Raw genomic sequence first — 25,632 nt, forward strand, 5'->3', positions numbered from 1 at the left:
TCAGCCTCAACAAGCGCTTCAAATTCAGCAAACCATTCGAACTCACAAGTTGGAAATACTTCTGAATCAACAGGTAAATCTCAAAAAGAATTGCCAAATACAGGTACAGAAGCTTCCAAATCATCTGTACTCCTTGGAGCTTTGGCAGCTGTGACTGGTTTAGGTTTGTTTGCAAAACGCCGTAAACGTGATGATGAAGAGTAATCGGATTAAAAATACATAGAAAGTATTATTATTTCGATTTATGAAGAATCCCTTGGATGAAAAATCATCCAGGGGATTTTTTGCGTTTTAAAGGTTAAGGGAGACAGAAAAATAGCATAAAAAATGTTATAATAGTAAGAAAGGAGAACGATTACATGACTGAAAAAATTACGGTAATTGTACCAGTTTATAATGTTGAAAATTACCTAGAAAAATGTTTGGATAGTTTAATTAATCAAACATATAAAAATATTGAGATAATTGTAATCAATGATGGTTCTACAGATAATTCGGGTGAAATTTGTCAAGAGTATGCACAAAAAGATAATCGAATTGTCTATATTGAAAAAGAGAATGGTGGTTTATCAGATGCAAGAAATGTAGGTCTGGACAAGATGACTGGTTCCTATGTAACTTTCATTGATTCTGATGATTGGATAGAACAAGATTATATAGAAACTCTATATAAAAAAATAGTAGAGTATCAGGCTGATATTGCGGTTGGAAATTATTATTCTTACAATGAAGATGAGGAAACATATTATTTCCATATATATGGGGATTCCTACTATGAGAAAGTATATGACAATATTTCTATTTTTGAAAACTTATATGAATCTCAAGAAATGAAGAGTTTTGCTTTGATATCTGCTTGGGGCAAACTCTATAAAGCGAAATTGTTTGATTATCTCCGGTTTGATAAAGGAAAACTCGGCGAAGATGGTTATTTTAATCAAAAAATGTACTTATCTGTAAATAAAGTAGTTTATTTAAACAAAGGTTTGTACGCATATCGTCAGAGAAGTGGAAGTATTACAAAAACTTGGACAGAAAAGTGGATGCATGCCTTGGTTGATGCTATGTCTGAGCGTATTACACTACTAGCTAATATGGGTTATCCACTTGAGAAGCACTTAACAGTTTATCGTCAGATGTTGGAAGTCAGTCTCGCGAACGGTCAGGCTAGTGGTTTATCTGACACAGCAACGTATAAAGAGTTTGAAATGAAAAGAACTCTTTTGAATCAGTTATCAATACAGGAGCAAAAGGAAAAGAAAGCCATTGTCCTCGCAGCAAATTATGCCTATGTCGAGCAGGTCATGACGACTATTAAGTCCATTTGTTATCATAATCGTTCGATTCGGTTTTATCTGATTAATAGTGATTTTCCTAATGAATGGTTGAAACAATTAAATAAGCGCTTGGAAAAGTTTGATTCAGAAATTATCAATTGTCGGGTAACTTCTGAGCAAATTTCACGTTACAAAACAGATATCAGTTACACTGTTTTTCTGCGCTATTTTGTGGCTGATTTCGTGAAAGAGGACAAGGCTCTTTATTTAGACTGCGATTTAGTAGTAACAAAAAATCTAGATGACTTATTTGCTACAGATTTACAGGACTATCCTTTGGCTGCTATTCGAGATTTTGGAGGCAGAGCCTATTTTGGTCGAGAAATCTTTAATGCAGGTGTTCTCTTGATTAATAATGCTCTTTGGAAGCAAGAGAATATAACTCAAAAGTTGATTGATTTAACCAATGAATGGCATGATAAAGTGGATCAGGCTGATCAAAGTATTTTAAATATGCTTTTTGAAAATAAATGGCTAGAACTAGATTTTGATAATAATCATATTGTCATTCATGAACGTTTCGCAAACTATCGTTTTCCAAATGGTCAAGAATATCCAGGGATCATCCATTATTTATCAGAGAGAAAGCCTTGGCAGGTACATGCTGGACAAACCTATCGTGATGTTTGGTGGTATTACCATGATATGGAATGGACAGAGTTAGGAAAAAATCATCATTTACATTCTCTTAAAAAATTGCATATTTATCCTATTAAATTTCCGTTTTCTTGTTTGATTTATACAGCTTCAGATCAAATTGAGCAGTTGGAAACACTAATAGTGGCTTTACCAGAAGTGCAATTTAAGATTGCAGCAAGGGTAATCGTTAGTGAGAATCTTTCTAGATTTGTTGTGTATCCAAATGTCACTGTCTATTCTGGAACAGTATCTTTAGAGGAATTGGATAGAGAATTGGTAGAGACGAGTCAAGTACTTTTAGATATCAACTATGGTGAGAAGGAAGTAGAGATATTAGAGCAATTTATTTCCCAAAATAAACCAATTTTAGCCTTTGAAAATACAAAATCGTATGAAGCGAATCAAGAGATATATCAGATTGATCAAGTTTCAGAAATGATAGATAGAATAAGAGAGTTAAATAGATGAGGAAAAATACTGTGCGAGGCGATGCACTAATTTTAACTGTAAGTGATCAGATTGAACAATTAGAATATATTTTAGAAAACTTACCAGATATTTGTTTTCATATTGCAGCTCCTGTACACTTTTCTGAAAAGATAGGAGTACTGGAGTCAAAATACAATGTCCGTCTCGTGACAGTTACAACTGATCAGCAAATTGACTTTCTAGTGAATATGTGTGATTTCTTACTAGATATCAATCATTTTCAAGAAGTGAATGCTATTGTATCGAGATTTTTGCAGGTTGAGAAACCTGCCTTTGCTTTTGATAATACAGTCCATGGAAATCAGGGGCAGGAAGTTTTTCTATCAAGTACACCAGATAAATTGGTTTCTAGAGTGAGAGAGTATCTGAATGAAGTCAGAGTATGTACCAATCATCAAGAAAATATCATCCAAGATGGAAATTGGAATGTATTTCAAATTGATAGTAAAGCTAGTCTAATTGTGGGAAGCAATGTCATTTGTAGAAATTTTGAGAATTTCCATGTTTCTTCAGGGAAGTTAATACTGCATGATGGTGTCTTTATTAATAACTCTTGTAGTTTCAACTGTATGGAAAGAATTGAAATCGGTTCTGGAACTATGATGGGAGAGGGAGTTCGTTTTTACGACCATGATCATATCTACACAGCTGAGAAAATCGAAAAATGGCAGTGGACTACAGCACCAGTTAGAGTTGGAAGAGATTGTTGGATAGGAAGTAATGTCACGATTTTAAAAGGAGTGACTATTGGGGATAATACCATTATAGGTGCAGGATGCTTAGTGCGTAAAGATATTCCGGCTAATAGTGTGGTTTATAATGATGGGAATCTTATTGTAAAAGAAAGAGGATAATTTGGAGCTATGGATATAAAAAAAGCGATCGTTTTAGGAGCAGATAATAATTATCGTGACAAGTTGGAAACGACTATTAAATCTATTTGTTATCATAATAAGGATTTGAAATTTTACATTTTTAACGAAGATATTCCCAAAGAGTGGTTCTGTCTCATGGAAAAGAAATTGGGGAAAATAAACTGTGAAATTTTAAATATAAGGATTGATGCAGAAAAAGTAAAACACTTTTCTACTCCTAATAAGCATATTAGATATATGACCTATTTTCGCTATTTTATTCCTGAAATTGTGGAAGAAAGTAGGGCTTTATACTTAGATTGTGATATGATCGTTCACAAAAGCTTGGATAAGTTATTTGAAATATCTTTTGATGGAAACTATATTCTCGCTGTTCGGGACTCATGGGATGTAAATTCTTTTAATGCAGGAATGATGGTTGTTAATGTTGACAAATGGGTGTCAGAAAATATTTGTCAGCAATTGCTAGATTTAACTCATGAAAAACACCAAGAAGTATATGGAGATCAAGGGGTTTTAAATTTATTATTTAAAGATAAATGGAAAGAGTTAACTCCCTATTTTGATTTTATGGTTGGGCTAGATGCAGAAATTTTTTATGAAAAAAGACCAGATTGGTTTTTACAGAAATGGGATGTGTCATATGAGCCGGCTATTATCCATTTTGAAGGAAAACATAAACCATGGAATCATTCGATAAAAACAAGATATCGAGAATTATGGTGGTTTTACAATGGTTTAGATTGGCAAACTATTTTATCAGAAAAGGATACAAAACCGACATCGTTTAGTGACATCGCAACAGTTAGTTTATTTCATACAGCTATCTTTACAGATACGCAAGAGTTGGAACATATAGAATATCTTGTAGAAAAACTTCCAAATGTCCATTTTCATATTTTTGCTCATAGTTATTTTGGATCGAGAGTATTTAATTTAGAAGTTTTTAAGAACGTATCACTTTATCCTAATTATACTTCATATCAATCTCAAGAAATTCTGAGTAAGTTAGATTTTTATTTAGATATTAATCATTATCAGGAAATAGATAACATTCTTTCAGTGGTTAAACAGTTATCAAAACCAATATTTGCATTTGAAAATACTAGCCATGATGCGAATAATCGAAGTCATATATTTTCTTCGGCAGAGCCGGAGAAAATGGTAGAGTCTATTAGACAATTCTTAGGAGAATAGTTGAATTGCTTATGAATGAATTAATTAGTATCATAGTTCCAATTTATAATGTTGAAAATTATTTGAGACAGTGTTTAGATAGTATTCAGAATCAGACTTATCAAAATTTTGAGTGTTTATTAATCAATGACGGTTCTCCAGATAATTCTGCTGATATTTGTAGAGAGTATCTTGAGAAGGATTCTCGGTTCAAATATTTTGAGAAAGAAAATGGTGGAGTATCATCAGCTAGAAATTTAGGTATTGAATGTTCGGGGGGGACGTACATTACTTTTATTGATGCAGATGATTGGGTGGATTCTGACTATTTAGAAGTCCTTTACAATGCGCTTATAGATGAGAATGCAGACATATCAGTATCTACTTATAAAAGGTTTCATATGGCGGATAATTGCTGGTATATTCATTCTTTTCAGAGGGGATATGAAAAAAGAGTATTTACAAATCAAGAATTAATTGATGAATTTATAGATTTAGATACATTTGATTATTCCTATCGTTATGTATGTGGCAAATTAGTTCGCAAATGTCTGTTAGATAAGATCGCTTTTAACGAAATGACAACCCTTGGTGAAGATATGGAATTTTGGCTAAAATTATATCTTATTTCTAACAAAGTTGTGTTCGTTAATAGAGATAGCTATATATATCGTTTAGATAATGTTGACAGACATTTTGGGTTAGAAAAAATTCGTAGTGATATTCAACAGCGATTGAATTTTATCGCATTTCTTGCAGTTAGAGGTGTAAATGTATCAAAATATGTAAAAACTTGTTTATCTTTAATTACAAGTCAAGTTGCGAGACTAAAGGAGTCGCCTGAATATGATACATCTGAAACAATAAGGTGGCTTCATGAGGTTATGTTTTTACTAGAGGAGAAAAGCGAATCATAAAATGTTGGAAAATGAATTAATCAGCATTGTAATTCCAATTTACAATGTAGAAAATTATTTGAGACAATGCTTGGATAGTATTGTTGCTCAAACATATCAAAATTTCGAGTGTTTATTAATCAATGATGGTTCACCTGATCATTCAGCGGATATTTGCAGAGAATATGTTTCTAAAGATTCTCGTTTTCGTTATTTTGAAAAGGAAAATGGTGGGGTGTCCTCTGCAAGAAATCTGGGAATTGAGCATTCTAAAGGAGAGTATATTACTTTTATTGATTCGGATGATTGGGTAGATTCTGATTATTTAGAAGTTTTATATACGACTCTTTTAGAAGAAGGAGCAGATATAGCTGTCTCGACATATAAAAAATTCAATATAAAAGATAATTGTTTCTACTTTCATATTTTTCAAAGAGGATATGATAAAAAGACATTTACAGGTCAAGAATTGATTGATAATTTGCAAGCATTGTCTTCTTTTGATCATTCTTATAGCTCTACCTGGGGGAAATTGGTTAAGAGTGTAAGAGTGGAAACTATTCGTTTCAATGAAGAAACAACTTTAGGAGAAGATATGGAATTTTGGTATAAATTATATCTAATTTCTGATAAAATTGTATATGTAAACAAAGATAATTACATTTATCGAACTAGTAGTGATGAATACAAACATTTTGAATTAGAAAAAATTAGGAGTGATATTCAACAACGATTGAATTTTATTGCATTTCTAACTGCTAGAAAGTTAGAAGTTAGTTCGTATGTAGATGACTGTATTGTGTATCTTCGCTATTTAGTTGACAAGATAAAATTCGAGGAATTGGAATTTACTAAAACTGCAAGATGGTTGCAAGAGGTACTATTTCTATTAGAAGGATAATATATTAGTCTGTAGGTCAAGAAAAAGTTTTTGTAGATGTTGAGAGGATTGTTTGAAATCACGAACTAGGAAAAAAGATATGATAGAAAGTGGAGAGAAATGAAGCTACATATTACCAATCTGTATGGGATGGCTCGAGAAAGTACAGCAACCATTGCTCAAAATGCTGTTCAAAAGATAGCTAGTCAACTAGGATTTAGAGAGTTAGGGATTTATTTTTACCATGCATCAGCTGAAACTGTAGAAGAGAGAAGTAGAAGATTAGACGGGATTCTAGCAAGTGTTTCAATGGGAGATGTAGTGGTTTTTCAAACACCTACTTGGAATGGTCTAGAGTTTGAAAGAGAATTTTTAAGTAAGTTGAAACTTCTCAATGTGAAAATCATAGTATTTGTTCATGATGTGATTCCTCTGATGTTTAAAGCAAATGAATTTCTGATGCAGGATTATATCAATCTTTACAACATGGCAGATAGCATCATCTTACCATCAGAAGCTATGAAAGATAAACTACTTCAACAAGGATTGAATGTTAAAAAAATCATTTTTCAAAGAATGTGGGATCATCCTCATGATTTGGACTTACATGAACCTATATTTAAAAAAGAAATTTATTTTGCAGGAAATTTAAGTCGTTTCCCAGAATTAAAAACTTGGGAAGGTACAATTCCGCTAACAGTATTTACAAATGAAGAACCCTTTCCTTTATCGAATCAAGTTTATATTGCGGGTTGGAAGACGGATGAAGAAATGCTTTTAGAGTTATCGAAGGGCGGATTTGGACTTGTTTGGACTACATATCAAAATGAAGAACAAAATGTAGATTACTACAGTATGAATGTTTCTTATAAATTGAGTACTTATTTAGCGGCAGGTATCCCTGTCATTATTCCTGCTACCTTGTCTAACTCGGACTTTATAGTAGAGCAAGGATTAGGCTTTGTAGTTGATAACTTAGAGGAAGCAAGCCATTTGGTGGAACAACTATCAGAAGAAGCCTATCTTCAAATGTGTAGTAGAGTGCGTTATTTTTCCTTTTTACTAAGTCAAGGTTTTTTTGCAAAACAATTTTTATTGCAAGCAGTTTTTGAATTAGGAATTAGCCACAATCAACAATCACGAGGTATCCAACTATTGACAGTTACAAATAGTCAAGATTTGGAACAAATTGAATATCTAGTAGAACAGCTTCCTGAGTGTGATTTTAGCATTGCTGCTAGAACTGTGATGGGACCACGTTTAACTGATTTAGCTGAGAAAGAAAATGTCTATCTATATCCGGCCTCAGATTCAGAAAAGATTGAGGAACTATTAGACAAGACTGATCTATATTTGGATATTAACTATGGTGGGGAAGTAGATGGCGTGTTTAATCGCCTATTAGAAAAAAATATTCCTAGTTTTGCCTTCTATAAAACACAAAATGGAGAAAGAGGGCAATATCTATTTTCTATAAAAAATGTTGATGCTATGGTAGCTGCAATAAGGAATTATACTGAAACAAAACAATTGCCCAAGAAGCCATTTGATTTTGAGGTGCAGACCATAGATGAAACGCTTGATTATATTCTGGAGCATCAATCTTCAATCGCTCGATTTGGTGATGGCGAGGCTGCAATCATGCTAGGTCAATCTATTAATTATCAGAAATATGACCCTAAACTTGCAGAAGAATTGAAATTTATTTTTAATCAAGAAAGTAGTCCTACATTAATTATTGGTTTACAAGAAGGATTGAAAAATCGTTTCTCTTTTGTTCCAGATGCTCTAGCTTTTTGGAGACAATATCTAGAGGATTATGAGGAATTTTATCTAGATTATTGTAAAAATACTTGGTACGGCTCAACTTTTATTTCCAGACCTTATATTGATTTTTTAGATAAATCAAAAGCAAAATCTCAGTTTGAAAAGTTGAAAAAACTATGGGAAGGAAGAGATATCCTTATCGTAGAAGGATATACTTCTAGATCTGGGGTAGGAAATGATTTATTTGATGGCGCCAAGAGTATCAAGCGAATTATTTGCCCATCTCGCCATGCTTATGATAAGAAAAATGAGATAATGGAAGCAATAATAAACCATGCTGATGGACGTTTGGTTTTGTTAATGCTTGGTCCTACAGCTAAGGTTTTAGCCTATCAACTTGCTATCAAGGGTATGCAGGCCATTGATATCGGACATGTCGATTCTGAGTATGAGTGGATGCAGATGGGAGCTGAAAATAAGGTTTTATTACACAATAAACATACTGCAGAATTTAATCTAGATACAGAAATAGAATTAGCAGATGATGAAGCATATTTGAGTCAAGTTGTTGTAGACTTGAGTGCAGAATAGTATTAATCATGGAATTTCGGAGGAGAAATGACATCAGATAGAATTGCAATCGTTTTGATTGCTGATCAAGCTTACACAGAACAATTGACTGTGACCATGAAATCTATCATGTATCATAATAAATCCGTTGATTTTTATATTATTAATCAAGGAATTATGACAGACTGGTTTAGAAAAGTTAGACGTGTCGCAAAAATTTTAGGAGGAGCTGTCTACAGTATTCCGTTTGATACGGAAAAAATATCTTGTAAATTAGGAATTTCAAACCATAGCAGTCTAATTGCTTATGTCAAATATTTTATAGCAGATTTAGTGGATAGAGAGAAGGTTCTCTATATCGATAGTGATACTGTCATAAATGGTGATTTAAAGTCTATTTTTTCAATAGATTTAAGTGGGTTTCCAGTTGCTGCTGTAAGAGATATAGATGGAGGTTATAATACTGGTGTTTTGCTTATAGATATTGCTAAATGGAGAGAATTAAGCATTTCGGAACAATGTCTAGAGATTTGTTCAAATAAGAAAAATGAACAATTAGAGTTAGAAGATTTTAAGAATTCTCAGTCGATTTTTAATCAGTTATTTCAAGATAATTGTTTAGAATTAGCTAAGCGTTACAATGTTCAAGTAGGGTATGATTTGGTTGCTTTTTATAATAATTGGCAGGAACATTTTAATCTAGAATATAATCCGCTTGTTATTCATTATACAACGAATAGAAAGCCGTGGAATAGTTCTGTCTCCTATAGATTTCGTGAAAAATGGTGGGATTTCTATCATCTTGATTTTCAACAGTTGCTAGCCCATCATCTTGATGATTTTAGTTTTGTAAAGGATAAGAAACAAGGTCTCGATTTCTTTACTTTTACAACAACAGAGAGCTTTGAAGGCATTGAACATTTAGCAACAACATTTCCAGAACATCGCTTTCATATAGCAGCTTATACTGCTGTAGGTCCATATTTAAATTCATTGGGACAGTTTGATAATATTTATCTGCACCCAGAGTGCACCACAGCTACCTTGGAGGAACTATTTAAGGGTATAGATGCTTATTTGAATATTAATTATGGGGACGTAGATGAAACCATTTTAAGAAGCATGGAAGAGCTGAATAAACCTATTTTTTCATTCTATGCTACGCATAAGGGAAAGGTGCCTCAGTATTTATTTCTGAGAAAAGAAATTGAAAAGCTGGAGGATGCGATACGCTTATTTTCTGAAATTGGGGCAGAGAGATTTAATCAGGCTTTTGAACAGGAAGAATTGTTTGATATTACAGTCATGTCTATAGATGAGACCTTGGATGAGCTTATAGCAACAGATAAATCTTTGGTTCGATTTGGAGATGGTGAGTTTAGTCTGATAAACGGAAATAGTATTGCATATCAGGAGTATAGCGAAGAATTAGCTCAAGAAATGAGAGAAATTTTGATAAATGCAGATAAGGAAGATAATGTACTTGTGTGTTTACCAGAAATTTTTGAAATTTTTAAGGGAAATTTTCTCCAAAATAAAGATTCAGAAAATTTTTGGAAAAATGAGTTAGATTATCATGGAAGGTTTTTCAAAGAGATTTGTCAGGCTAAGAAATATGGGTCAACCTGGATTTCAAGATTTTATATTGATAACAAAGATAAGAGTCAAGCTACTACCCAATTTGAAAAAATCAAGGCCTTATTTGCAGATGAGGATATACTTATTGTAGAGGGAGCGACTACACGAGCAGGAGTTGGTAATGATTTATTTAACAATGTTCGCTCTATAAAACGCATTATTTGTCCTTCCCACCATGCTTTTTCAAAGGTGGATGTTATTCAACAAACCGTTTTAAATCACGCGGCGGGACGACTAATTTTACTGATGCTTGGTCCAACAGCCAAAATATTGGCTTATCGGTTATCTAGATTAGGGTATCGTGCCTTAGACTTTGGCCATATTGATTCTGAATATGAGTGGATGCAAATGGGAGCAGAGACAAAGGTACAGTTAAAACATAAGCATACAGCAGAATTTAATTTTGACCAAGGGATTGAATTTATAGAGGATGAAAATTATAACAATCAAATTGTTGCAGATTTGACTAAGTAGAGAGGTATAAATATATGGATGTTCCATTGATTTCGGTTATTATTCCTGTGTATAATGTAGAGGAATACATTGAACATTGTATTAAAAATATTTTGCTACAGACATATACGAATATAGAGGTTATCATTGTCAACGATGGTAGTCTTGATGATAGTATCACTATTGCAAAGAAATTGACAGAAGATGACTCTCGTTTTATCTTTCTTGATAAGGAAAATGGTGGACAGTCGGATGCTCGAAATGCAGGATTAGATATTGCGACGGGTGATTATATCTTTTTCTGTGATCCAGATGACTTTATGTTTGAGAAGAGTATTGAAAATCTGTATTATGCAAGTCAACTAACTGAAGCAGATATTGTCGTAGGATCATTTTGTCGTTTTGAAGAAGGTATGTTTTATTTTTATCCAAAACCAAAAGAAGACGAACTACTGTTTCCGCTCAGTGCGAGAGATGCTATACAAGGTATGGATAGCATGGAGGATTATACCCTCCTTCGCTATTCTGCAGTTTGGGGGAAATTATTCAAAAAGCATTTATTTGATGAAATTCGCTTTCCTAAGGGGAAATATGCAGAAGACCAGTTCATTATGTGGAAACTCTATCTAGCAAGTGAAAAGATGACTCGGTATGATTCAGATATTTATGCCTACAGAATCAATTTTAAAGGACTGACTCAGAACTACAACTTATCTCATTTAGATTTTATAGATGCGATTGAAGAACGTATTGAAACCTTGCTAGAGATGCCTGAGCTAGAATATCCGATGGAATTAGCCTTTAATCAGTATAAATTTGCTTTAAAGAGAAATTTATCCATGTTAGAGGGAACAGAATTTGTCCAAGAAGAAGCAATGGTGCGCGAAAAATTGGAACATGCTGAGAATGGGGACTACCTATTTTTAGAAAATAAAAGAGAGTGAGTGATGGAAAATCAATTAATCAGTGTTATCGTGCCGGTTTACAATGTCGAAGAGTATCTCAAACAATGCTTAGATAGCATTCTAGAGCAGACCTTTAGCAATTATGAAGTTATTCTTGTAAATGATGGTTCAACAGATAGTTCAGGTCTAATTTGTCAAGAATACGCTGAAAAAGATACACGTATTCGTTATTTTGAAAAAGAAAATGGAGGTCTTTCGGATGCTCGAAATTATGGAATTGAACAGGCGCAAGGAGAATATCTTACCTTTGTTGATTCAGATGATTTTTTAGACGCATCACATCTGACTATTCTTTATGATGCATTAGTAAACAATGATGCAGATATCTCCATCGCAAACTATGCTAATTATCAAACCTCCACTGCGACTTTCTATCTTCATACATTTGGAGAATATTATGAAAAAACTTATACTTCAGAAGAATTGATTGATGATTTATCATTTCTTGAAAGAAATGATTTATCTTTTTCGACCATCTGGGGTAGCTTATATAAGAAAAGTGTATTTTCATTTTTACGCTTTCCCAAAGGTGTGATAGGTGAGGATGTTGCATTAATCTATAAAATGTATACTCAAGTAGATAAGATTGTATATGTTCATAAAGATACTTATATTTATAGAGAAAATGACTCTGGAATATCAAAGAGCAAAATATATCCACTTGTTACAGCGCAGTTAAATCATGTAGCAGAGCGCTTAGCTCTTTTAGCTATTATGGGATATGATGTGACGAAGCATTTTGATCGCTATAGAACATTTTTAGAAATTACTGAATACAATATGAGAATGGTATGGGGCATGGAAGATACAGAAACATATCGTCATATTAAGGAAAATTTACAACTTATCTCTTCTAACAAGAGTTAAGGAAGCAAAGGAAGTGTAATGTTAGAAACAATCAGCATCATTATTCCTATTTATAATGTGGAATCCTATCTCAGAAAATGCTTAGATAGTATAATAGAACAATCTTTTCCTTATTTTGAATTGCTTTTAATAAATGATGGCTCTACTGATGCTTCAACTCAGATTTGTCAAGAGTATGTGGAAAAAGATGACAGAATCCGTTATTTTGAAAAAGAAAACGGTGGAGTTTCTTCAGCTCGTAATTTTGGAATCAAACATTCGAGGGGGGAGTACATTACATTTATTGATTCGGATGATTGGATTGAACCAAATTATTTAGAGATTTTATACAAAACAATAAAAGAGCAAGAGGCGGATATCGTGGTTACAAATTATTACACGTTTCGTGAAGAGGATGCAATGTTTTTATTTCATGTCGCTGAAACAAATGAACCTCTTGTATTTCAACCCAATGATTCCTTTTTTAACTATATGTTTTCAACCTTTGGTACAGATATAGCTTGGGGGAGCTCTTGGAGTAAATTATTTAAAAAATCTCTGTTTGACCGCCTTTGTTTTTCCGAAGATATATCTTGGGCAGAAGATTTTGATTTAATGTATAAATTATTTTTGATTTCTGAACGTATTATCTATCTTCATAAAGCCCCATATTGTTATCGTGACCGTGGAGATAGTGCTTCTAAAGCACCAGGGGAGGAACCTATTTGTCAAAGTTTAGAAGTTTCAGAAGGTCGTTTACTTACCCTTGCTTTGGCAGGAATTGATTTGACGGAAGCTAGAAAGCATCACATTGGGTTATTACAGTGGATGAAGTATAATATGGGAACAGTATGGGATATGTCTGATACGATCACCTTTAAAAAAATAGAGCAGCAATTATGGCTACTAGATTTAAAAAATAGAGGTAAGAGTACCTAGACAGTCTTTATAGTTTTATATAGAAATAGTAAGGAAAGTGAGAAATATATTGAAAACAGAAACAATATCAATCATTGTACCCATCTATAATGCAGAGAATTATCTGAAATCGTGTTTGGATAGTGTACTGTCACAAACCTTTAAGGATTTTGAAGTTTTAATGGTCAATGATGGCTCTATAGATAATTCAGCAACCATCTGTCAAGATTACGCAGAACGTGACAGCCGTTTCCGATATTTTGAAAAGGTAAATGGAGGCTTATCTGATGCTCGAAACTATGGACTAGATAGGGCAAAGGGAGCTTATATCACCTTTCTAGATGCAGATGATTTTCTTTTTGAAAACTACCTAGAAAAATTATATCAAGCGAGTCGTCTAAGTGATTCTGATATACTAATTGGAGGTTATTGTCGCTTTGATGGCTCTGATTTCTATTTTTATAATGATCATTTTAAGAGTGAATCCTTAATTTCTTTCACATCAGCGCAAGCGATTCAAGTATTAGATTCTATGCTGGATGTTCCTTTTTTGACTTTTTCTACTGCATGGGGAAAGCTGTTTAAACGAGGTTTGTTCGATGAGCTCCGTTTTCCATATGGAAAATATGCTGAGGACCAATTTTTAATTTGGAAACTCTATATGAGAGCTGACAACATTCATGTTTTTAACAATGCGTCTTATGTTTATCGAATGAATCCTTCAGGATTATCTAGCGTTTTTTCTCTCAAACATTTAGATTATATTGACGCGATTGAAGAACGGATAAGAGCAACAAAGGATTTAGCAGGGATCAATATTCAACATTCCTTTAACATGTATGACTATGTCTTACAGAGAATGTTAGGACAGTTGGAAGCACATCAATTTTTAGATGAAGCAGAGCAAGTACGTGAAAAATTGGAATTAGCAGAACGAACGGAATATCCCTTTTTGCTAGAAAATAAAAATGATTTAATTAGTATTATCGTCCCTATTTATAATGTTGAAAAGTATCTTCGAATGTGTTTAGATAGTATTGAAAATCAAACTTATTCAAATATAGAAGTTCTATTGATAGATGATGGTTCGACAGATGACTCGTGTAAGATTTGTCAGGAATATGTTTCTAGAGACAGCCGTTTCCGATATATTAAAAAGGAAAATGGTGGAGCTTCTGATGCGAGAAATTTTGGAATAGCTAGAGCAAAGGGAGAGTATTTATCTTTTGTTGACTCAGATGATTGGCTTTCCCTCACTTATGTGGAAGACCTATATCAGACTTCAATTCGGACACATTCAGATACTGTAGTGTCACATTATACTATCTATAGTGAGAAAGATAGACACTATCATGTGCATATATGGGATGATTATTATGAGAAAACATATACTGGTGAAGAGCTGGTATTGAGTCTACCATCATTAGAACTAAATGGATATGTATATATAACTAGTTGGGGAATTTTGTTTAAGAAGGAATTGTTTAATCATATTAGATTTCCTAAAGGAAAATCAATAGAAGATTCTTGGACAAATTATAAATTATTTTTTCAATCAAATCTTGTTACATATATTCACAAAGAAATTTACTATCATAGGGAAGGGATAGAGAGTATTGGAAGTAGTATAAATGAAAAGCTGTTAACCGATGTTTTAGAATGCTTGTTAGAAAGATTAGCAATTTATACTATAAAGGGCTGGAATTATGCGGAGGAAAAGGATAATGTTTTAGGGTGTTTGAGATGGAGATATGAACAGGCTAAAGAAGAAGGATTACAGGATACAGAAATTTTTAGGAGATATACAGAAATATTAGACCTTATAGATAATAATTAAAAATCAAGGGTGTTCAATGAGCTAATAGTGAATAAAAAAATAATCTATTTTATTCACTAACGTAGTATTCTTTTAATAGTAGCCTAGGGGATTTATAAGCAGATTTTTTCTGCTTTTTTTGTTATAATAGCAATAGTATTTCTTTAAAAATATATTCTTTATATATGCTATTAGAACAGAGTTCTTCATCGATTTGAGAACATTTTCTATGTAAAAGATGCATGGCTTTTTTGATTATCATAAACTGTTATTTTTTAATACTGAAATAAACAAGATAAAAACATTAAATAGTATTTTTAAAAGTATCAGAATATAAAATGAATTTTACAAAAACAAAGAATTAGGAGATTGAGAGGATAAGTTTTGAAAAACTTTTTTTCGTCTGTTGTATTAAAAAAAGGATTTATGACGATTTTTTTTATTCTTATTTATATTGTAGGAAGCAGACTAACATTACCTTTTGTTGACCTAAATAGTAAAGATTTTTTAGGAGGTTCAACAGCCTATCTAGCCTTCTCAGCCGCCCTTACAGGTGGGAACCTAAGAAGTTTATCGCTTTTTTCTATAGGATTATCACCTTGGATGTCCGCGATGATTTTATGGCAGATGTTTTCTTTTTCGAAAAAGTTAGGCTTGAATTCTACAGCGATTGAAATTCAAGATCGTCGAAAAATGTATCTGACCTTGCTGATTGCTGTTATTCAATCTTTGGCAATTTCTCTAAGTTTACCGATACAAGCATCCTATTCTTCGGTCTTGGTTATACTTATAAATACCTTATTACTAATAGCGGGGACCTTTTTTCTGGTGTGGTTGTCAGATTTGAATGCCAGTATGGGGGTAGGGGGATCCATTGTCATTCTCTTATCTAGTATTATCATCAATATTCCCCAGGATGTTATTGAAACTTTTAAACTGGTTCATATCCCAACAGGGATTGTTGTCTTGCTTATTTTTATGTCCATTATATTTTCTTACTTGCTTTCCATTATGTATCGTGCGCGTTATCTAGTGCCAGTCAATAAGATAGGACTTCACAATCGTTTTAAACGCTATTCTTATCTCGAAATCATGTTGAATCCTGCAGGTGGGATGCCTTATATGTATGTGATGAGTTTTCTTAGTGTACCAACTTATCTATTCATCTTATTAGGCTTTCTTTTCCCCGACGCTTCAGGACTGACGAGATTATCTAAGGAATTTATGATTGGAAAACCTTTGTGGGTCTATGTTTATATTTCGGTCTTATTTTTATTTAGTATCATTTTTGCATTTGTGACAATGAATGGTGAAGAGATTGCAGATCGCATGAAAAAATCTGGAGAATACATTTATGGAATTTATCCAGGCGAGGACACTAGTCGATTTATTAATCGATTGGTCCTTCGTTTCTCAGTCATAGGTGGTCTCTTTAATGTGATTATGGCAGGTGGTCCCATGCTTTTTGTTTTGTATGATGAAAAGTTATTACGATTGGCAATGATTCCAGGCTTGTTCTTGATGTTTGGGGGCATGATTTTTACGATTAGAGACGAGTTCAAGGCTTTAAGGTTAAATGAAACCTATAAACCCTTGATTTAGGAGACTTTTATGTATTATTTTATTCCAGCTTGGTATGGTTCAGAAAGAACATGGCATGCAACTATCACTCCATGGTACTTTTCTCATTTTCGTCTAGAGTTTGATGATACCTTTCATCAGATTCGACTCCTGCAAAGGCAAGATATAGATTCTCGACTATTAGTATTAGCTTACCAGCCTCATCTACGTTATTTTTTACATAGACATGGGGTGTTAGAAACGGATACTTATTCCGTTTTTGATGTTATGCAAGATTTTCATAATCCCCATACCCAAGTTTTAAGCATTCGAGATATTGAGTGGGATGATGACTGTGAATTTATTTATAGTCCCTTTACGATTATCGTTCAAAAAAATGGGAAGAAATTTGCTAAGGTTGAACATGGGGTTGAAGGTTTCATCAGTGATATACAGTATTTTGAACCGAATGGTCAAATACATATGCACTATATCATGGATGATCGTGGATTTGTATCGAGCGTTATCTTTTTTGAAGATGGGCAAGCGGCCTATCAAGAATATTTGAATCCCAAGGGAGTGTGGCAATTTAGAGAGCGTTTAAAAGAAGGCGGACGGGTAGAAGTCAATCCAATTTTTGGTTATCGCTTTAAAGCGCTCATCTATCAAGACATGGGAGATTTGGTGACAGAATTTTTTGAGAATTATCTGCAAAAATATGTGAAGGATCAGGATATTTTTATGCTTCCTTCTCATCCTCACCATGACCAGCTAGTATTAGACCGTTTACCTAGTGCCAATCCTAAACTGTTGAGTCTTTTCATTGGACGTAATCCTCAAGACACCTTTAGAGATTTAGATTCAACTTTTGAAAAATCAGATTTGATTTTGGTGGATAGAGAGGATAGTTTACGATTGTTGCAGGAGTTGTATCCTGAACGAATGCATCAATTTTATCATTTATCATCATTTGACACCCGATTACGATTGGGGAGAAGTCAAACTAAGAAAGAATCCATCATATATTATCAACTGGATTTTGAGCAGGGAATTGATAATCAAGCTCTACTTCAAGTCTTGGCCTTTGTCGCTGAAAATAAAGATACTGAGGTGATTTTTGGAGCCTTTGCTGCTAGTCAGGAGCAAATGAATGAGGTTGAAAGGATTGTTGAGTCTTTCATCCAAGAAAACATTCAATTCGAAAGTCTGGGAAAGGCACTTGATTATGGTGATGCAGAAAATCCTCTGGAAGAAAATCAACACCAGGACTTACGCATACAGTTTGTCAATTTGAATGATGAGTTAGATTTGATAAAAACACTAGAATTTGTCCGTTTGATTGTGGATTTAAATAGACAGCCTCATCTCTACACACAGATAGCTGGTATTAGTGCAGGAATTCCTCAAATCAATCTAGTTGAAACCGTCTATGTTGAACATTTAAAAAATGGTTATTTGCTGACAGATGTGACAGAATTTTCTAAGGCTGCACATTATTACACAGATAGGTTGAAAGAGTGGAATGAGTCCTTGATTTATTCGATTGATAAGATTAAGGAGCACACAGGACAACAATTTCTTGAAAAATTAGAGAAATGGATAGAGGGGGCTCGACATGTCAAAAGGTCTTAAAATTTTACAAATAGGACTTGATAACTGGTCTCATCAATATGAAATCCCAGAAAATATGGACTGGTATTTTGTTTGCCCTCGGTCTTCTAAGGCATTGCGCAAGATGATCGAGATAGATACTATCAGTTGTTTTCAAGCTGTTTTGATTGAAGATGGGAACTCTTTAACAGATGTCCTTGAGTTTACCAATTTTTTCGAACCTCATGGTCTTTTTTATAATCAGGATTTTAAGACGACAGATCCCCTTCTTTTAGATATATTAAAAAAACAATGTGCACAGCCCGTAGATTTTTCGGATCCGCAGGCTTTATTGCAGGACCTATCCACTTCTCTTTTTAGTGGGGGATATGGGGATAAATTATTTCCGTCAAATATTCAAATTCATTCTTCTTTTGAAGGCTCTATATCTTATCAAGGATTGGAGCATGTAATGATAGAAGGTGATTTTGGAACGAACTTTCATCAATTGGCCTGTTGGTCTCATAATTTTATGGTTTATAAAAATTTGCCTATAGAATTATGGCTAGAGTATGAAAAACAGGGGAATTGTGAGTTTAGGTTTATAGTCCGAAAGATAATTGAAGGGAATATAGACCATTTTTTTGAAGAAGAAGTTTATACTGAAGCAGATTTGGAAAAAGCTATCGTTATAGATAGTATAGATACTAATTTTTTGATATTTTTATCTGTTGAAGCAAGAGGTCGTGGAACTATCAAACTAGGTAATCTTCACCAACGTTGGAGTCGAAAACAATTTGGTAAGTTTGTGCTTGGTGGGAATATCTTACATGATTCCAAACGTGATGAAATAAACTATTTCTTCCATCCAGGTGATTTTAAGCCTCCTTTAGCTGTCTATTTTTCAGGTTATCGACCTGCAGAAGGATTCGAGGGCTACTTTATGATGAAAACCCTAGGATGTCCCTTCATTTTATTTTCTGATCCACGTTTAGAAGGGGGAGCTTTTTATCTAGGAACAGATGAGCTAGAGGGAAAGGTCAAAGAGACGATTGCTCACTATCTTGATTATTTAGGCTTTGATCGAAAGGATTTGATTTTATCAGGTCTTTCTATGGGAACGTTTCCGGCTCTCTATTATGGTGCTTCTTTTGAACCTCATGCCATCATAGTCGGTAAGCCCTTGGCTAATTTAGGAACCATAGCTAGCCGTGGACGTTTGGACGCACCGGGTGTCTCTAACTTGGCTTTTGATTGTTTAATTCACCATACAGGTGGGAGAAGTTCGCAAGATATGACGGAGTTGGATCAGCGTTTTTGGAAAATATTTAAACAAGCAAATTTTTCAAAGACAACCTTTGGTTTGTCCTATATGAAAGATGAAGAAATGGATCCTCAGGCTTATGAGAATCTAGTTACTTATTTATGTAATACAGGTGCCAAGATTTTATCTAAAGGAACTGCTGGACGACACAATGATGATACAGATACCAATATTGCTTGGTTTCTTCACTTTTATCGAATGGTACTAGCAAGTGATTTTGGAAGGGAGAAAGAATGATTATTACACAGAGACAGTCTATTCATTGGGGAGAAGTTGGCGGGACTTATATGTACGGGTCAACTGTATCTTATTACCCTGACAAAAGTGTCCGTCTGTATAATCCTCTATTGCCATCTGGTGAAATTCTCAAGACTTGGTTTTCTAGTGTCAATTACCAGGCTGCACGGACTCAGCCCCAGCTTCCCTTACTAAAAAGAAATCAGGAGTATCAACTATCACTAGTTTTTGATTGTCAGCCTGAAAATGGAGTTTATACCAAGATAACTTTTTTTGACCGCTATGGTGATATTTTAGAAGAAAAGGTAGAAAAAGTGAAAGATTTCATATTTACTTATCCAGAAGATAGTTATACTTATCAAGTTTCTCTTTTAAGTGCTGGTTTTGAATCCATAACTTTTTATCATTTTTCTATCAAGGAGATCAGAAGTGTTTAGACGTTTAGGTCAAGATTTCCAGCTTAGGAAAGTGAAAAAGATTTTAAAGAGGATTAATAGCTTAAAAGACAAGATGTCCTCTCTTTCGGATCAAGAATTAGTCGCTAAAACAGTGGAGTTTCGTCAGCGTCTTTCCAAAGGAGAAAGTCTAGATGACCTTTTAGTAGAAGCTTTTGCTGTGGTGCGTGAAGCGGACAAACGGATTTTAGGGATGTTCCCCTATGATGTTCAGGTCATGGGAGCTATTATCATGCACTACGGAAATGTTGCTGAGATGAACACTGGTGAAGGGAAAACCCTAACAGCCACCATGCCGGTCTATTTGAACGCTCTTTCAGGAGAAGGTGTGATGGTTGTTACGCCAAATGAGTATTTATCAAAACGTGATGCAGAGGAAATGGGCCAAGTTTATCGTTTCTTAGGCTTGACAATTGGGGTGCCATTTACAGGGGATTCAAAGAAGGAAATGAAAGCTAAAGAAAAGAAGCTTATTTATGCTTTGGATATCATTTACACAACCAATAGTAATTTAGGTTTTGATTACCTAAATGATAATCTGGCTTCGAATGAAGAAGGTAAGTTTTTGCGACCTTTTAACTATGTCATCATTGATGAAATTGATGATATCTTGCTTGATAGTGCACAAACTCCTTTGATTATTGCGGGTTCTCCCCGTGTTCAGTCTAATTACTATGGGATCATTGATACACTGGTGACAACGCTGGTCGAGGGAGAAGATTATATTTTCAAAGAGGAGAAGGAGGAGGTCTGGCTTACTACTAAGGGGGCCAAGTCTGCTGAAAGTTTCCTAGGAATTGACAACTTATATAAGGAAGAACATGCGTCCTTTGCTCGTCATTTAGTTTATGCGATTCGAGCCCATAAACTTTATACTAAAGACAAGGACTATATCATTCGTGGAAATGAGATGGTATTGGTGGATAAGGGGACTGGCCGTTTAATGGAAATGACCAAACTACAGGGAGGTCTTCATCAGGCCATTGAAGCCAAAGAACATGTGAAGTTGTCTCCTGAAACGAGAGCCATGGCTTCCATCACCTATCAGAGTCTCTTTAAGATGTTTAAAAAAGTATCTGGGATGACGGGGACAGGAAAGGTAGCAGAAAAAGAATTTCTTGAGACTTATAATATGGCCGTTATTCGGATTCCAACCAATCGTCCTAAGCAACGAATTGATTATCCCGATAATCTCTATGTGACTTTACCAGAGAAAGTTTATGCGTCTTTGGAATACATCAAAGAGTATCATGCTAAGGGGAATCCCTTACTGGTTTTTGTTGGATCAGTTGAAATGTCTCAGCTTTATTCATCGCTCTTGCTTCGTGAGGGAATAGCTCATAATGTCCTCAATGCTAATAATGCTGCGCGTGAGGCCCAAATTATCGCAGAATCAGGCCAGATGGGGGCCGTAACAGTTGCAACATCTATGGCAGGACGCGGTACCGATATCAAACTTGGTAAGGGAGTCGCTGAACTTGGTGGCTTGATTGTCATTGGAACAGAGCGGATGGAAAGTCAGCGGATCGACCTTCAAATCCGTGGCCGCTCTGGTCGTCAAGGAGATCCAGGTATGAGTAAGTTTTTTGTATCACTGGAAGATGATGTTATCAAGAAATTTGCTCCATCTTGGGTTCATAAGAAGTATAAAGATTATCAAGTTCAAGATATGACGCAACCAGAAATTCTCAAAGGTCGTAAGTATCGTAACCTGGTCGAAAGGGCTCAGCATGCCAGTGATAGTGCTGGACGTTCGGCACGCCGTCAGACTCTAGAATATGCTGAAAGTATGAATATTCAACGGGATATGATTTACAAGGAACGCAATCGTCTAATAGATGGTTCTCGTGACTTAGAAGATGTAGTTTTGGATATCATCGAGAGATATACAGAAGCGGTAGCGGCTGAACACTATGCCAGTCGTGAATTACTGTTTCACTTTATTGTTACCAATATCAGTTTCCATGTAAAGGAGATTCCAGATAATCTAGACCTATCTAATCAGAAACAAGTCCGCAACTTTATTCAACAAGTTGTGAATAGAGAACTCTCTGAAAAGAAGGAATTACTGGAGAAACACGACTTGTATGAACAGTTTTTACGACTCTCCATGCTCAAGGCTATTGATGACAACTGGGTGGAGCAAGTAGACTATCTACAACAATTATCTATGGCTATCGGTGGCCAATCTGCTGCACAGAAAAATCCAATTGTAGAATACTATCAAGAAGCCTATGCAGGTTTTGAAACGATGAAAGAGCAAATTCGAGCTGATATGGTACGGAATCTCCTGATGGGGCTGGTTGAGGTCACTCCAAAAGGTGAAATCGTGACTCATTTTCCATAAGAGGAGAAAATATGACAATTTACAATATAAATTTAGGAATTGGATGGGCTAGTAGCGGTGTTGAATACGCCCAAGCATACCGTGCTGGTGTTTTTCGGAAATTAAATCTGTCCTCTAAGTTTATCTTTACAGATATGATTTTAGCGGATAACATTCAGCACTTAACAGCCAATATTGGTTTTGATGATGAGCAAGTTATCTGGCTTTATAATTACTTTACAGATATCAAGCTTGCACCGACTAGCGTGACGGTTGAGGATGTTTTGTCTAAGTTTGACGGTGTTGAAAGTCGTAGAGAAAAGAATGGCAAGGTTTTGCGTGTCTTCTTTTCTGACCAAGATAAGTTTGTTACCTGTTATTTGGTTGATGAGGACAAGGACTTGGTCCAGTATGTAGAGTATGTTTTTAAAGGAAATTTGATTCGAAAGGATTACTTTTCTTATACGCGTTATTGTAGCGAATATTTTGCTCCCAAGGACAATGTTGCGGTCCTATACCAACGAACTTTTTACAATGAAGATGGGACTCCAGCCTATGATATCTTGATGAATCAAGGGAAGGAAGAAATTTATCGTTTTAAGGATAAGATTTTCTATGGGAAACCAGCTTTCATGCGTGCTTTTATGAAATCCTTGAATTTGAACAAGTCTGATTTGGTCATTCTGGATAGAGAGACAGGTATTGGACAGGTTGTGTTTGAGGAAGCACAGACAGCACATCTAGCGGTAGTTGTTCATGCGGAGCATTATAGTGAAAGTGCTACAGACGATGACTATATCCTTTGGAATAATTACTACGACTATCAGTTTACCAATGCAGATAAGGTTGACTTCTTTATCGTATCAACTGATAGACAAAAGGAAGTGTTGCAAGAGCAATTTGCCAAATACACCCAGCACCAACCAAAGGTTATTACCATTCCTGTAGGAAGTATTGATTCCTTGACCGAGTCAAGTCAAGGACGTAAGCCTTTTTCATTGATTACTGCTTCACGTCTTGCCAAAGAAAAACACATTGATTGGTTGGTCAAGGCAGTTATTGAAGCTCGTAAGGAAATTCCTGAATTAACCTTTGATATTTATGGTAGCGGCGGAGAAGATTCTCTTCTTAGAGAAATTATTGCTAGTCATAAGGCAGAGGACTATATTCAACTCAAGGGGCATGCGGAACTTTCGCAGATTTATAGCCAGTATGAGGTCTACTTGACAGCTTCAACCAGCGAAGGCTTTGGTTTGACCTTGATGGAAGCTATTGGTTCAGGCCTTCCTCTAATTGGTTTTGATGTGCCTTATGGCAATAAGACTTTTATAGAGGATGGGAAAAATGGTTATTTGATTCCAAGTTCATCTGACCATGTGGAAGACCAGATCAAGAAAGCTTATGCGACTAAGATTTGTCAATTGTATCAAGAACATCGTTTGGAGGCTATGCGTGCTCATTCTTACCAGATTGCAGAAGGCTTCTTAACCGAAGAAATTTTAGAAAAGTGGAAGAAAACAGTAGAGGAGGTGCTCCATGATTGAACTTTATGATCGTTATAGTCAGGAAAGTCGAGATTTACATGAAAGTCTAGTCGCTACTGGTCTTTCTCAACTTGGAGTGGTCATCGATGCAGATGGTTTTCTGCCTGATGGTCTGGTTTCTCCTTTTACCTATTATCTAGGCTATGAAAAGGGAAAACCTCTCTATTTCAACCAAGTCCCTGTTCCAGCTTTTTGGGAAATTTCAGGCAATAATCAGTCTGCTCGTATTGAAGATATGACGCAGGAGAGAGCTCTTATTCATTATGCTGATGGAATGCAGGCTCGCTTGGTAAAACAGGTAGATTGGAAAGACCTGGAAGGTCGAGTCCGTCAGGTTGACCATTACAATCGCTTCGGAGCTTGCTTTGCTACAACAACCTTTAGCGCAGATAGTGAGCCGGTGATGACGGTTTACCAAGATGTCAATGGTCAGGAAGTTTTACTTGAAAACCATGTGACGGGTGATATATTATTGACCTTACCTGGTCAGTCCATGCGTTACTTTGCAACTAAGGTTGAATTTATCACCTTCTTTTTGCAAGATTTGGAAATAGATACAAGTCAGCTTATCTTTAATACTCTAGCGACTTCTTTCTTGGTTTCCTTCCATCATCCAGATAAATCTGGCTCAGATATCCTGGTTTGGCAGGAACCTCTTTATGATGCTATTCCAGGCAATATGCAGTTGATTTTGGAAAATGATGATGTGCGTACTAAGAAAATCATTATTCCCAACAAGGCGACTTATGAGCGCGCTTTAGAGTTGACTGATGAGAAATACCATGATCAGTTTGTGCACTTGGGTTACCATTACCAGTTTAAACGCGATAATTTCCTAAGACGAGATGCCTTAATCTTGACTAATTCAGATCAGATTGAGCAAGTAGAAGCAATCGTAGAAGCCTTGCCTGATGTTACTTTCCGTATCGCAGCGGTGACAGAGATGTCTTCTAAGCTCTTAGACATGCTTCGCTATCCTAATGTGGTCCTTTATCAGAACGCTAGTCCACAGAAGATTCAGGAGCTCTATCAACTGTCGGATATTTACTTGGATATAAACCACAGCAATGAGTTGTTGCAGGCGGTGCGTCAGGCCTTTGAGCACAATCTCTTGATTCTTGGATTTAATCAGACAGTGCACAATAGACTCTATATCGCTCCTGATCATCTATTTGAAAGTAGTGAAGTTTCTGCTTTGGTTGAGACCATTAAACTGGCCCTTTCAGATGTTGAACAAATGCGTCAGGCACTTGGCAAACAAGGCCAACATGCCAACTATGTTGACTTGGTGCGATATAAGGAAACCATGCAAACCGTTTTAGGAGGCTAAC

Annotated in this window: 19 protein-coding genes and 1 pseudogene; all 20 read left to right on the forward strand. The window is 35.1% G+C overall.

Annotation, left to right across the window (positions count from 1 at the left end):
• The coding region (locus O3616_RS07700; RefSeq protein WP_371638549.1) for an LPXTG cell wall anchor domain-containing protein at positions 1-204 on the forward strand (204 nt) is incomplete at its 5' end.
• Positions 205-359: 155 nt separating this feature from the next.
• A complete protein-coding gene (locus O3616_RS07705; RefSeq protein ID WP_371638551.1) occupies positions 360-2,444 on the forward strand; it encodes a glycosyltransferase in 2,085 nt (694 codons plus the stop codon).
• Complete coding sequence (locus O3616_RS07710) at positions 2,441-3,319, forward strand: acyltransferase (protein ID WP_070479818.1); 879 nt, start codon at positions 2,441-2,443, stop codon at positions 3,317-3,319. The genes O3616_RS07705 and O3616_RS07710 overlap by 4 nt, the downstream gene beginning before the upstream one ends.
• Positions 3,320-3,328: 9 nt before the next feature.
• Complete coding sequence (locus O3616_RS07715) at positions 3,329-4,537, forward strand: glycosyltransferase (protein ID WP_061590258.1); 1,209 nt, start codon at positions 3,329-3,331, stop codon at positions 4,535-4,537.
• 11 nt (positions 4,538-4,548) lie between these two features.
• Positions 4,549-5,433, forward strand: coding sequence for a glycosyltransferase family 2 protein (locus tag O3616_RS07720; protein WP_049488434.1), 885 nt, complete (start codon positions 4,549-4,551; stop codon positions 5,431-5,433).
• 4 nt (positions 5,434-5,437) lie between these two features.
• The gene (locus O3616_RS07725) at positions 5,438-6,313 is read left to right on the forward strand and encodes a glycosyltransferase family 2 protein (RefSeq protein ID WP_371638587.1); all 876 of its coding nucleotides are present in this window, start codon (positions 5,438-5,440) and stop codon (positions 6,311-6,313) included.
• A gap of 99 nt (positions 6,314-6,412) precedes the next feature.
• A pseudogene (locus tag O3616_RS07730) lies at positions 6,413-7,414 on the forward strand (sugar transferase); the annotation flags it as partial.
• A gap of 369 nt (positions 7,415-7,783) precedes the next feature.
• Positions 7,784-8,650: an SP_1767 family glycosyltransferase gene (locus tag O3616_RS07735; protein ID WP_151381916.1), complete on the forward strand. Its 867-nt coding sequence runs from the start codon at positions 7,784-7,786 to the stop codon at positions 8,648-8,650.
• Between the two features lie 27 nt (positions 8,651-8,677).
• Positions 8,678-10,741 carry an SP_1767 family glycosyltransferase gene (locus O3616_RS07740; protein WP_070481831.1) on the forward strand — a complete coding sequence of 688 codons (2,064 nt, stop codon included), beginning with the start codon at positions 8,678-8,680 and terminating at the stop codon, positions 10,739-10,741.
• 14 nt (positions 10,742-10,755) lie between these two features.
• Positions 10,756-11,664, forward strand: coding sequence for a glycosyltransferase family 2 protein (locus O3616_RS07745; RefSeq protein WP_371638553.1), 909 nt, complete (start codon positions 10,756-10,758; stop codon positions 11,662-11,664).
• Positions 11,665-11,667: 3 nt separating this feature from the next.
• Positions 11,668-12,552, forward strand: a complete 885-nt coding sequence (locus O3616_RS07750) for a glycosyltransferase family 2 protein (RefSeq protein WP_371638554.1) — start codon at positions 11,668-11,670, stop codon at positions 12,550-12,552.
• 18 nt (positions 12,553-12,570) lie between these two features.
• Positions 12,571-13,470: a glycosyltransferase family 2 protein gene (locus O3616_RS07755; RefSeq protein ID WP_371638555.1), complete on the forward strand. Its 900-nt coding sequence runs from the start codon at positions 12,571-12,573 to the stop codon at positions 13,468-13,470.
• 49 nt (positions 13,471-13,519) lie between these two features.
• Positions 13,520-15,286: a glycosyltransferase family 2 protein gene (locus tag O3616_RS07760; protein ID WP_371638556.1), complete on the forward strand. Its 1,767-nt coding sequence runs from the start codon at positions 13,520-13,522 to the stop codon at positions 15,284-15,286.
• A 363-nt stretch (positions 15,287-15,649) separates the two neighbouring features.
• A complete protein-coding gene (gene secY2, locus O3616_RS07765) occupies positions 15,650-16,867 on the forward strand; it encodes an accessory Sec system protein translocase subunit SecY2 (RefSeq protein ID WP_371638557.1) in 1,218 nt (405 codons plus the stop codon).
• Positions 16,868-16,876: 9 nt separating this feature from the next.
• Positions 16,877-18,457, forward strand: coding sequence for an accessory Sec system protein Asp1 (gene asp1 / locus O3616_RS07770; RefSeq protein ID WP_371638558.1), 1,581 nt, complete (start codon positions 16,877-16,879; stop codon positions 18,455-18,457).
• Positions 18,441-19,976, forward strand: coding sequence for an accessory Sec system protein Asp2 (asp2, locus tag O3616_RS07775; protein WP_371638559.1), 1,536 nt, complete (start codon positions 18,441-18,443; stop codon positions 19,974-19,976). Before asp1 ends, asp2 begins: the two co-directional genes overlap by 17 nt.
• Positions 19,973-20,413 (forward strand): accessory Sec system protein Asp3, encoded by a 441-nt coding sequence (gene asp3 / locus O3616_RS07780; protein WP_004260817.1) that lies wholly within the window; start codon positions 19,973-19,975, stop codon positions 20,411-20,413. The genes asp2 and asp3 overlap by 4 nt, the downstream gene beginning before the upstream one ends.
• Positions 20,406-22,778: an accessory Sec system translocase SecA2 gene (secA2, locus tag O3616_RS07785; protein WP_371638560.1), complete on the forward strand. Its 2,373-nt coding sequence runs from the start codon at positions 20,406-20,408 to the stop codon at positions 22,776-22,778. The genes asp3 and secA2 overlap by 8 nt, the downstream gene beginning before the upstream one ends.
• Before the next feature lie 11 nt (positions 22,779-22,789).
• Positions 22,790-24,301 carry an accessory Sec system glycosyltransferase GtfA gene (gene gtfA, locus O3616_RS07790; protein ID WP_371638561.1) on the forward strand — a complete coding sequence of 504 codons (1,512 nt, stop codon included), beginning with the start codon at positions 22,790-22,792 and terminating at the stop codon, positions 24,299-24,301.
• Complete coding sequence (gene gtfB / locus O3616_RS07795) at positions 24,294-25,631, forward strand: accessory Sec system glycosylation chaperone GtfB (protein ID WP_049488412.1); 1,338 nt, start codon at positions 24,294-24,296, stop codon at positions 25,629-25,631. The genes gtfA and gtfB overlap by 8 nt, the downstream gene beginning before the upstream one ends.
• Position 25,632: the final 1 nt, after the last annotated feature.

The sequence above is a fragment of the Streptococcus sp. 27098_8_86 genome (genome assembly GCF_041432595.1).
Taxonomy (GTDB): domain Bacteria; phylum Bacillota; class Bacilli; order Lactobacillales; family Streptococcaceae; genus Streptococcus; species Streptococcus pneumoniae_F.

Excerpts from the sequence above, each read along its gene's own strand:
- O3616_RS07715 (WP_061590258.1), top strand. The coding sequence starts at position 3,329 with ATGGATATAAAAAAAGCGATCGTTTTAGGAGCAGATAATAATTATCGT.
- O3616_RS07710 (WP_070479818.1), top strand. The coding sequence starts at position 2,441 with ATGAGGAAAAATACTGTGCGAGGCGATGCACTAATTTTAACTGTAAGT.
- O3616_RS07735 (WP_151381916.1), top strand. The coding sequence starts at position 7,784 with ATGGTAGCTGCAATAAGGAATTATACTGAAACAAAACAATTGCCCAAG.
- O3616_RS07740 (WP_070481831.1), top strand. The coding sequence starts at position 8,678 with ATGACATCAGATAGAATTGCAATCGTTTTGATTGCTGATCAAGCTTAC.
- asp1 (WP_371638558.1), top strand. The coding sequence starts at position 16,877 with ATGTATTATTTTATTCCAGCTTGGTATGGTTCAGAAAGAACATGGCAT.
- asp2 (WP_371638559.1), top strand. The coding sequence starts at position 18,441 with ATGTCAAAAGGTCTTAAAATTTTACAAATAGGACTTGATAACTGGTCT.
- asp3 (WP_004260817.1), top strand. The coding sequence starts at position 19,973 with ATGATTATTACACAGAGACAGTCTATTCATTGGGGAGAAGTTGGCGGG.
- O3616_RS07745 (WP_371638553.1), top strand. The coding sequence starts at position 10,756 with ATGGATGTTCCATTGATTTCGGTTATTATTCCTGTGTATAATGTAGAG.
- O3616_RS07750 (WP_371638554.1), top strand. The coding sequence starts at position 11,668 with ATGGAAAATCAATTAATCAGTGTTATCGTGCCGGTTTACAATGTCGAA.
- gtfA (WP_371638561.1), top strand. The coding sequence starts at position 22,790 with ATGACAATTTACAATATAAATTTAGGAATTGGATGGGCTAGTAGCGGT.
- O3616_RS07755 (WP_371638555.1), top strand. The coding sequence starts at position 12,571 with ATGTTAGAAACAATCAGCATCATTATTCCTATTTATAATGTGGAATCC.
- O3616_RS07720 (WP_049488434.1), top strand. The coding sequence starts at position 4,549 with ATGAATGAATTAATTAGTATCATAGTTCCAATTTATAATGTTGAAAAT.
- O3616_RS07705 (WP_371638551.1), top strand. The coding sequence starts at position 360 with ATGACTGAAAAAATTACGGTAATTGTACCAGTTTATAATGTTGAAAAT.
- gtfB (WP_049488412.1), top strand. The coding sequence starts at position 24,294 with ATGATTGAACTTTATGATCGTTATAGTCAGGAAAGTCGAGATTTACAT.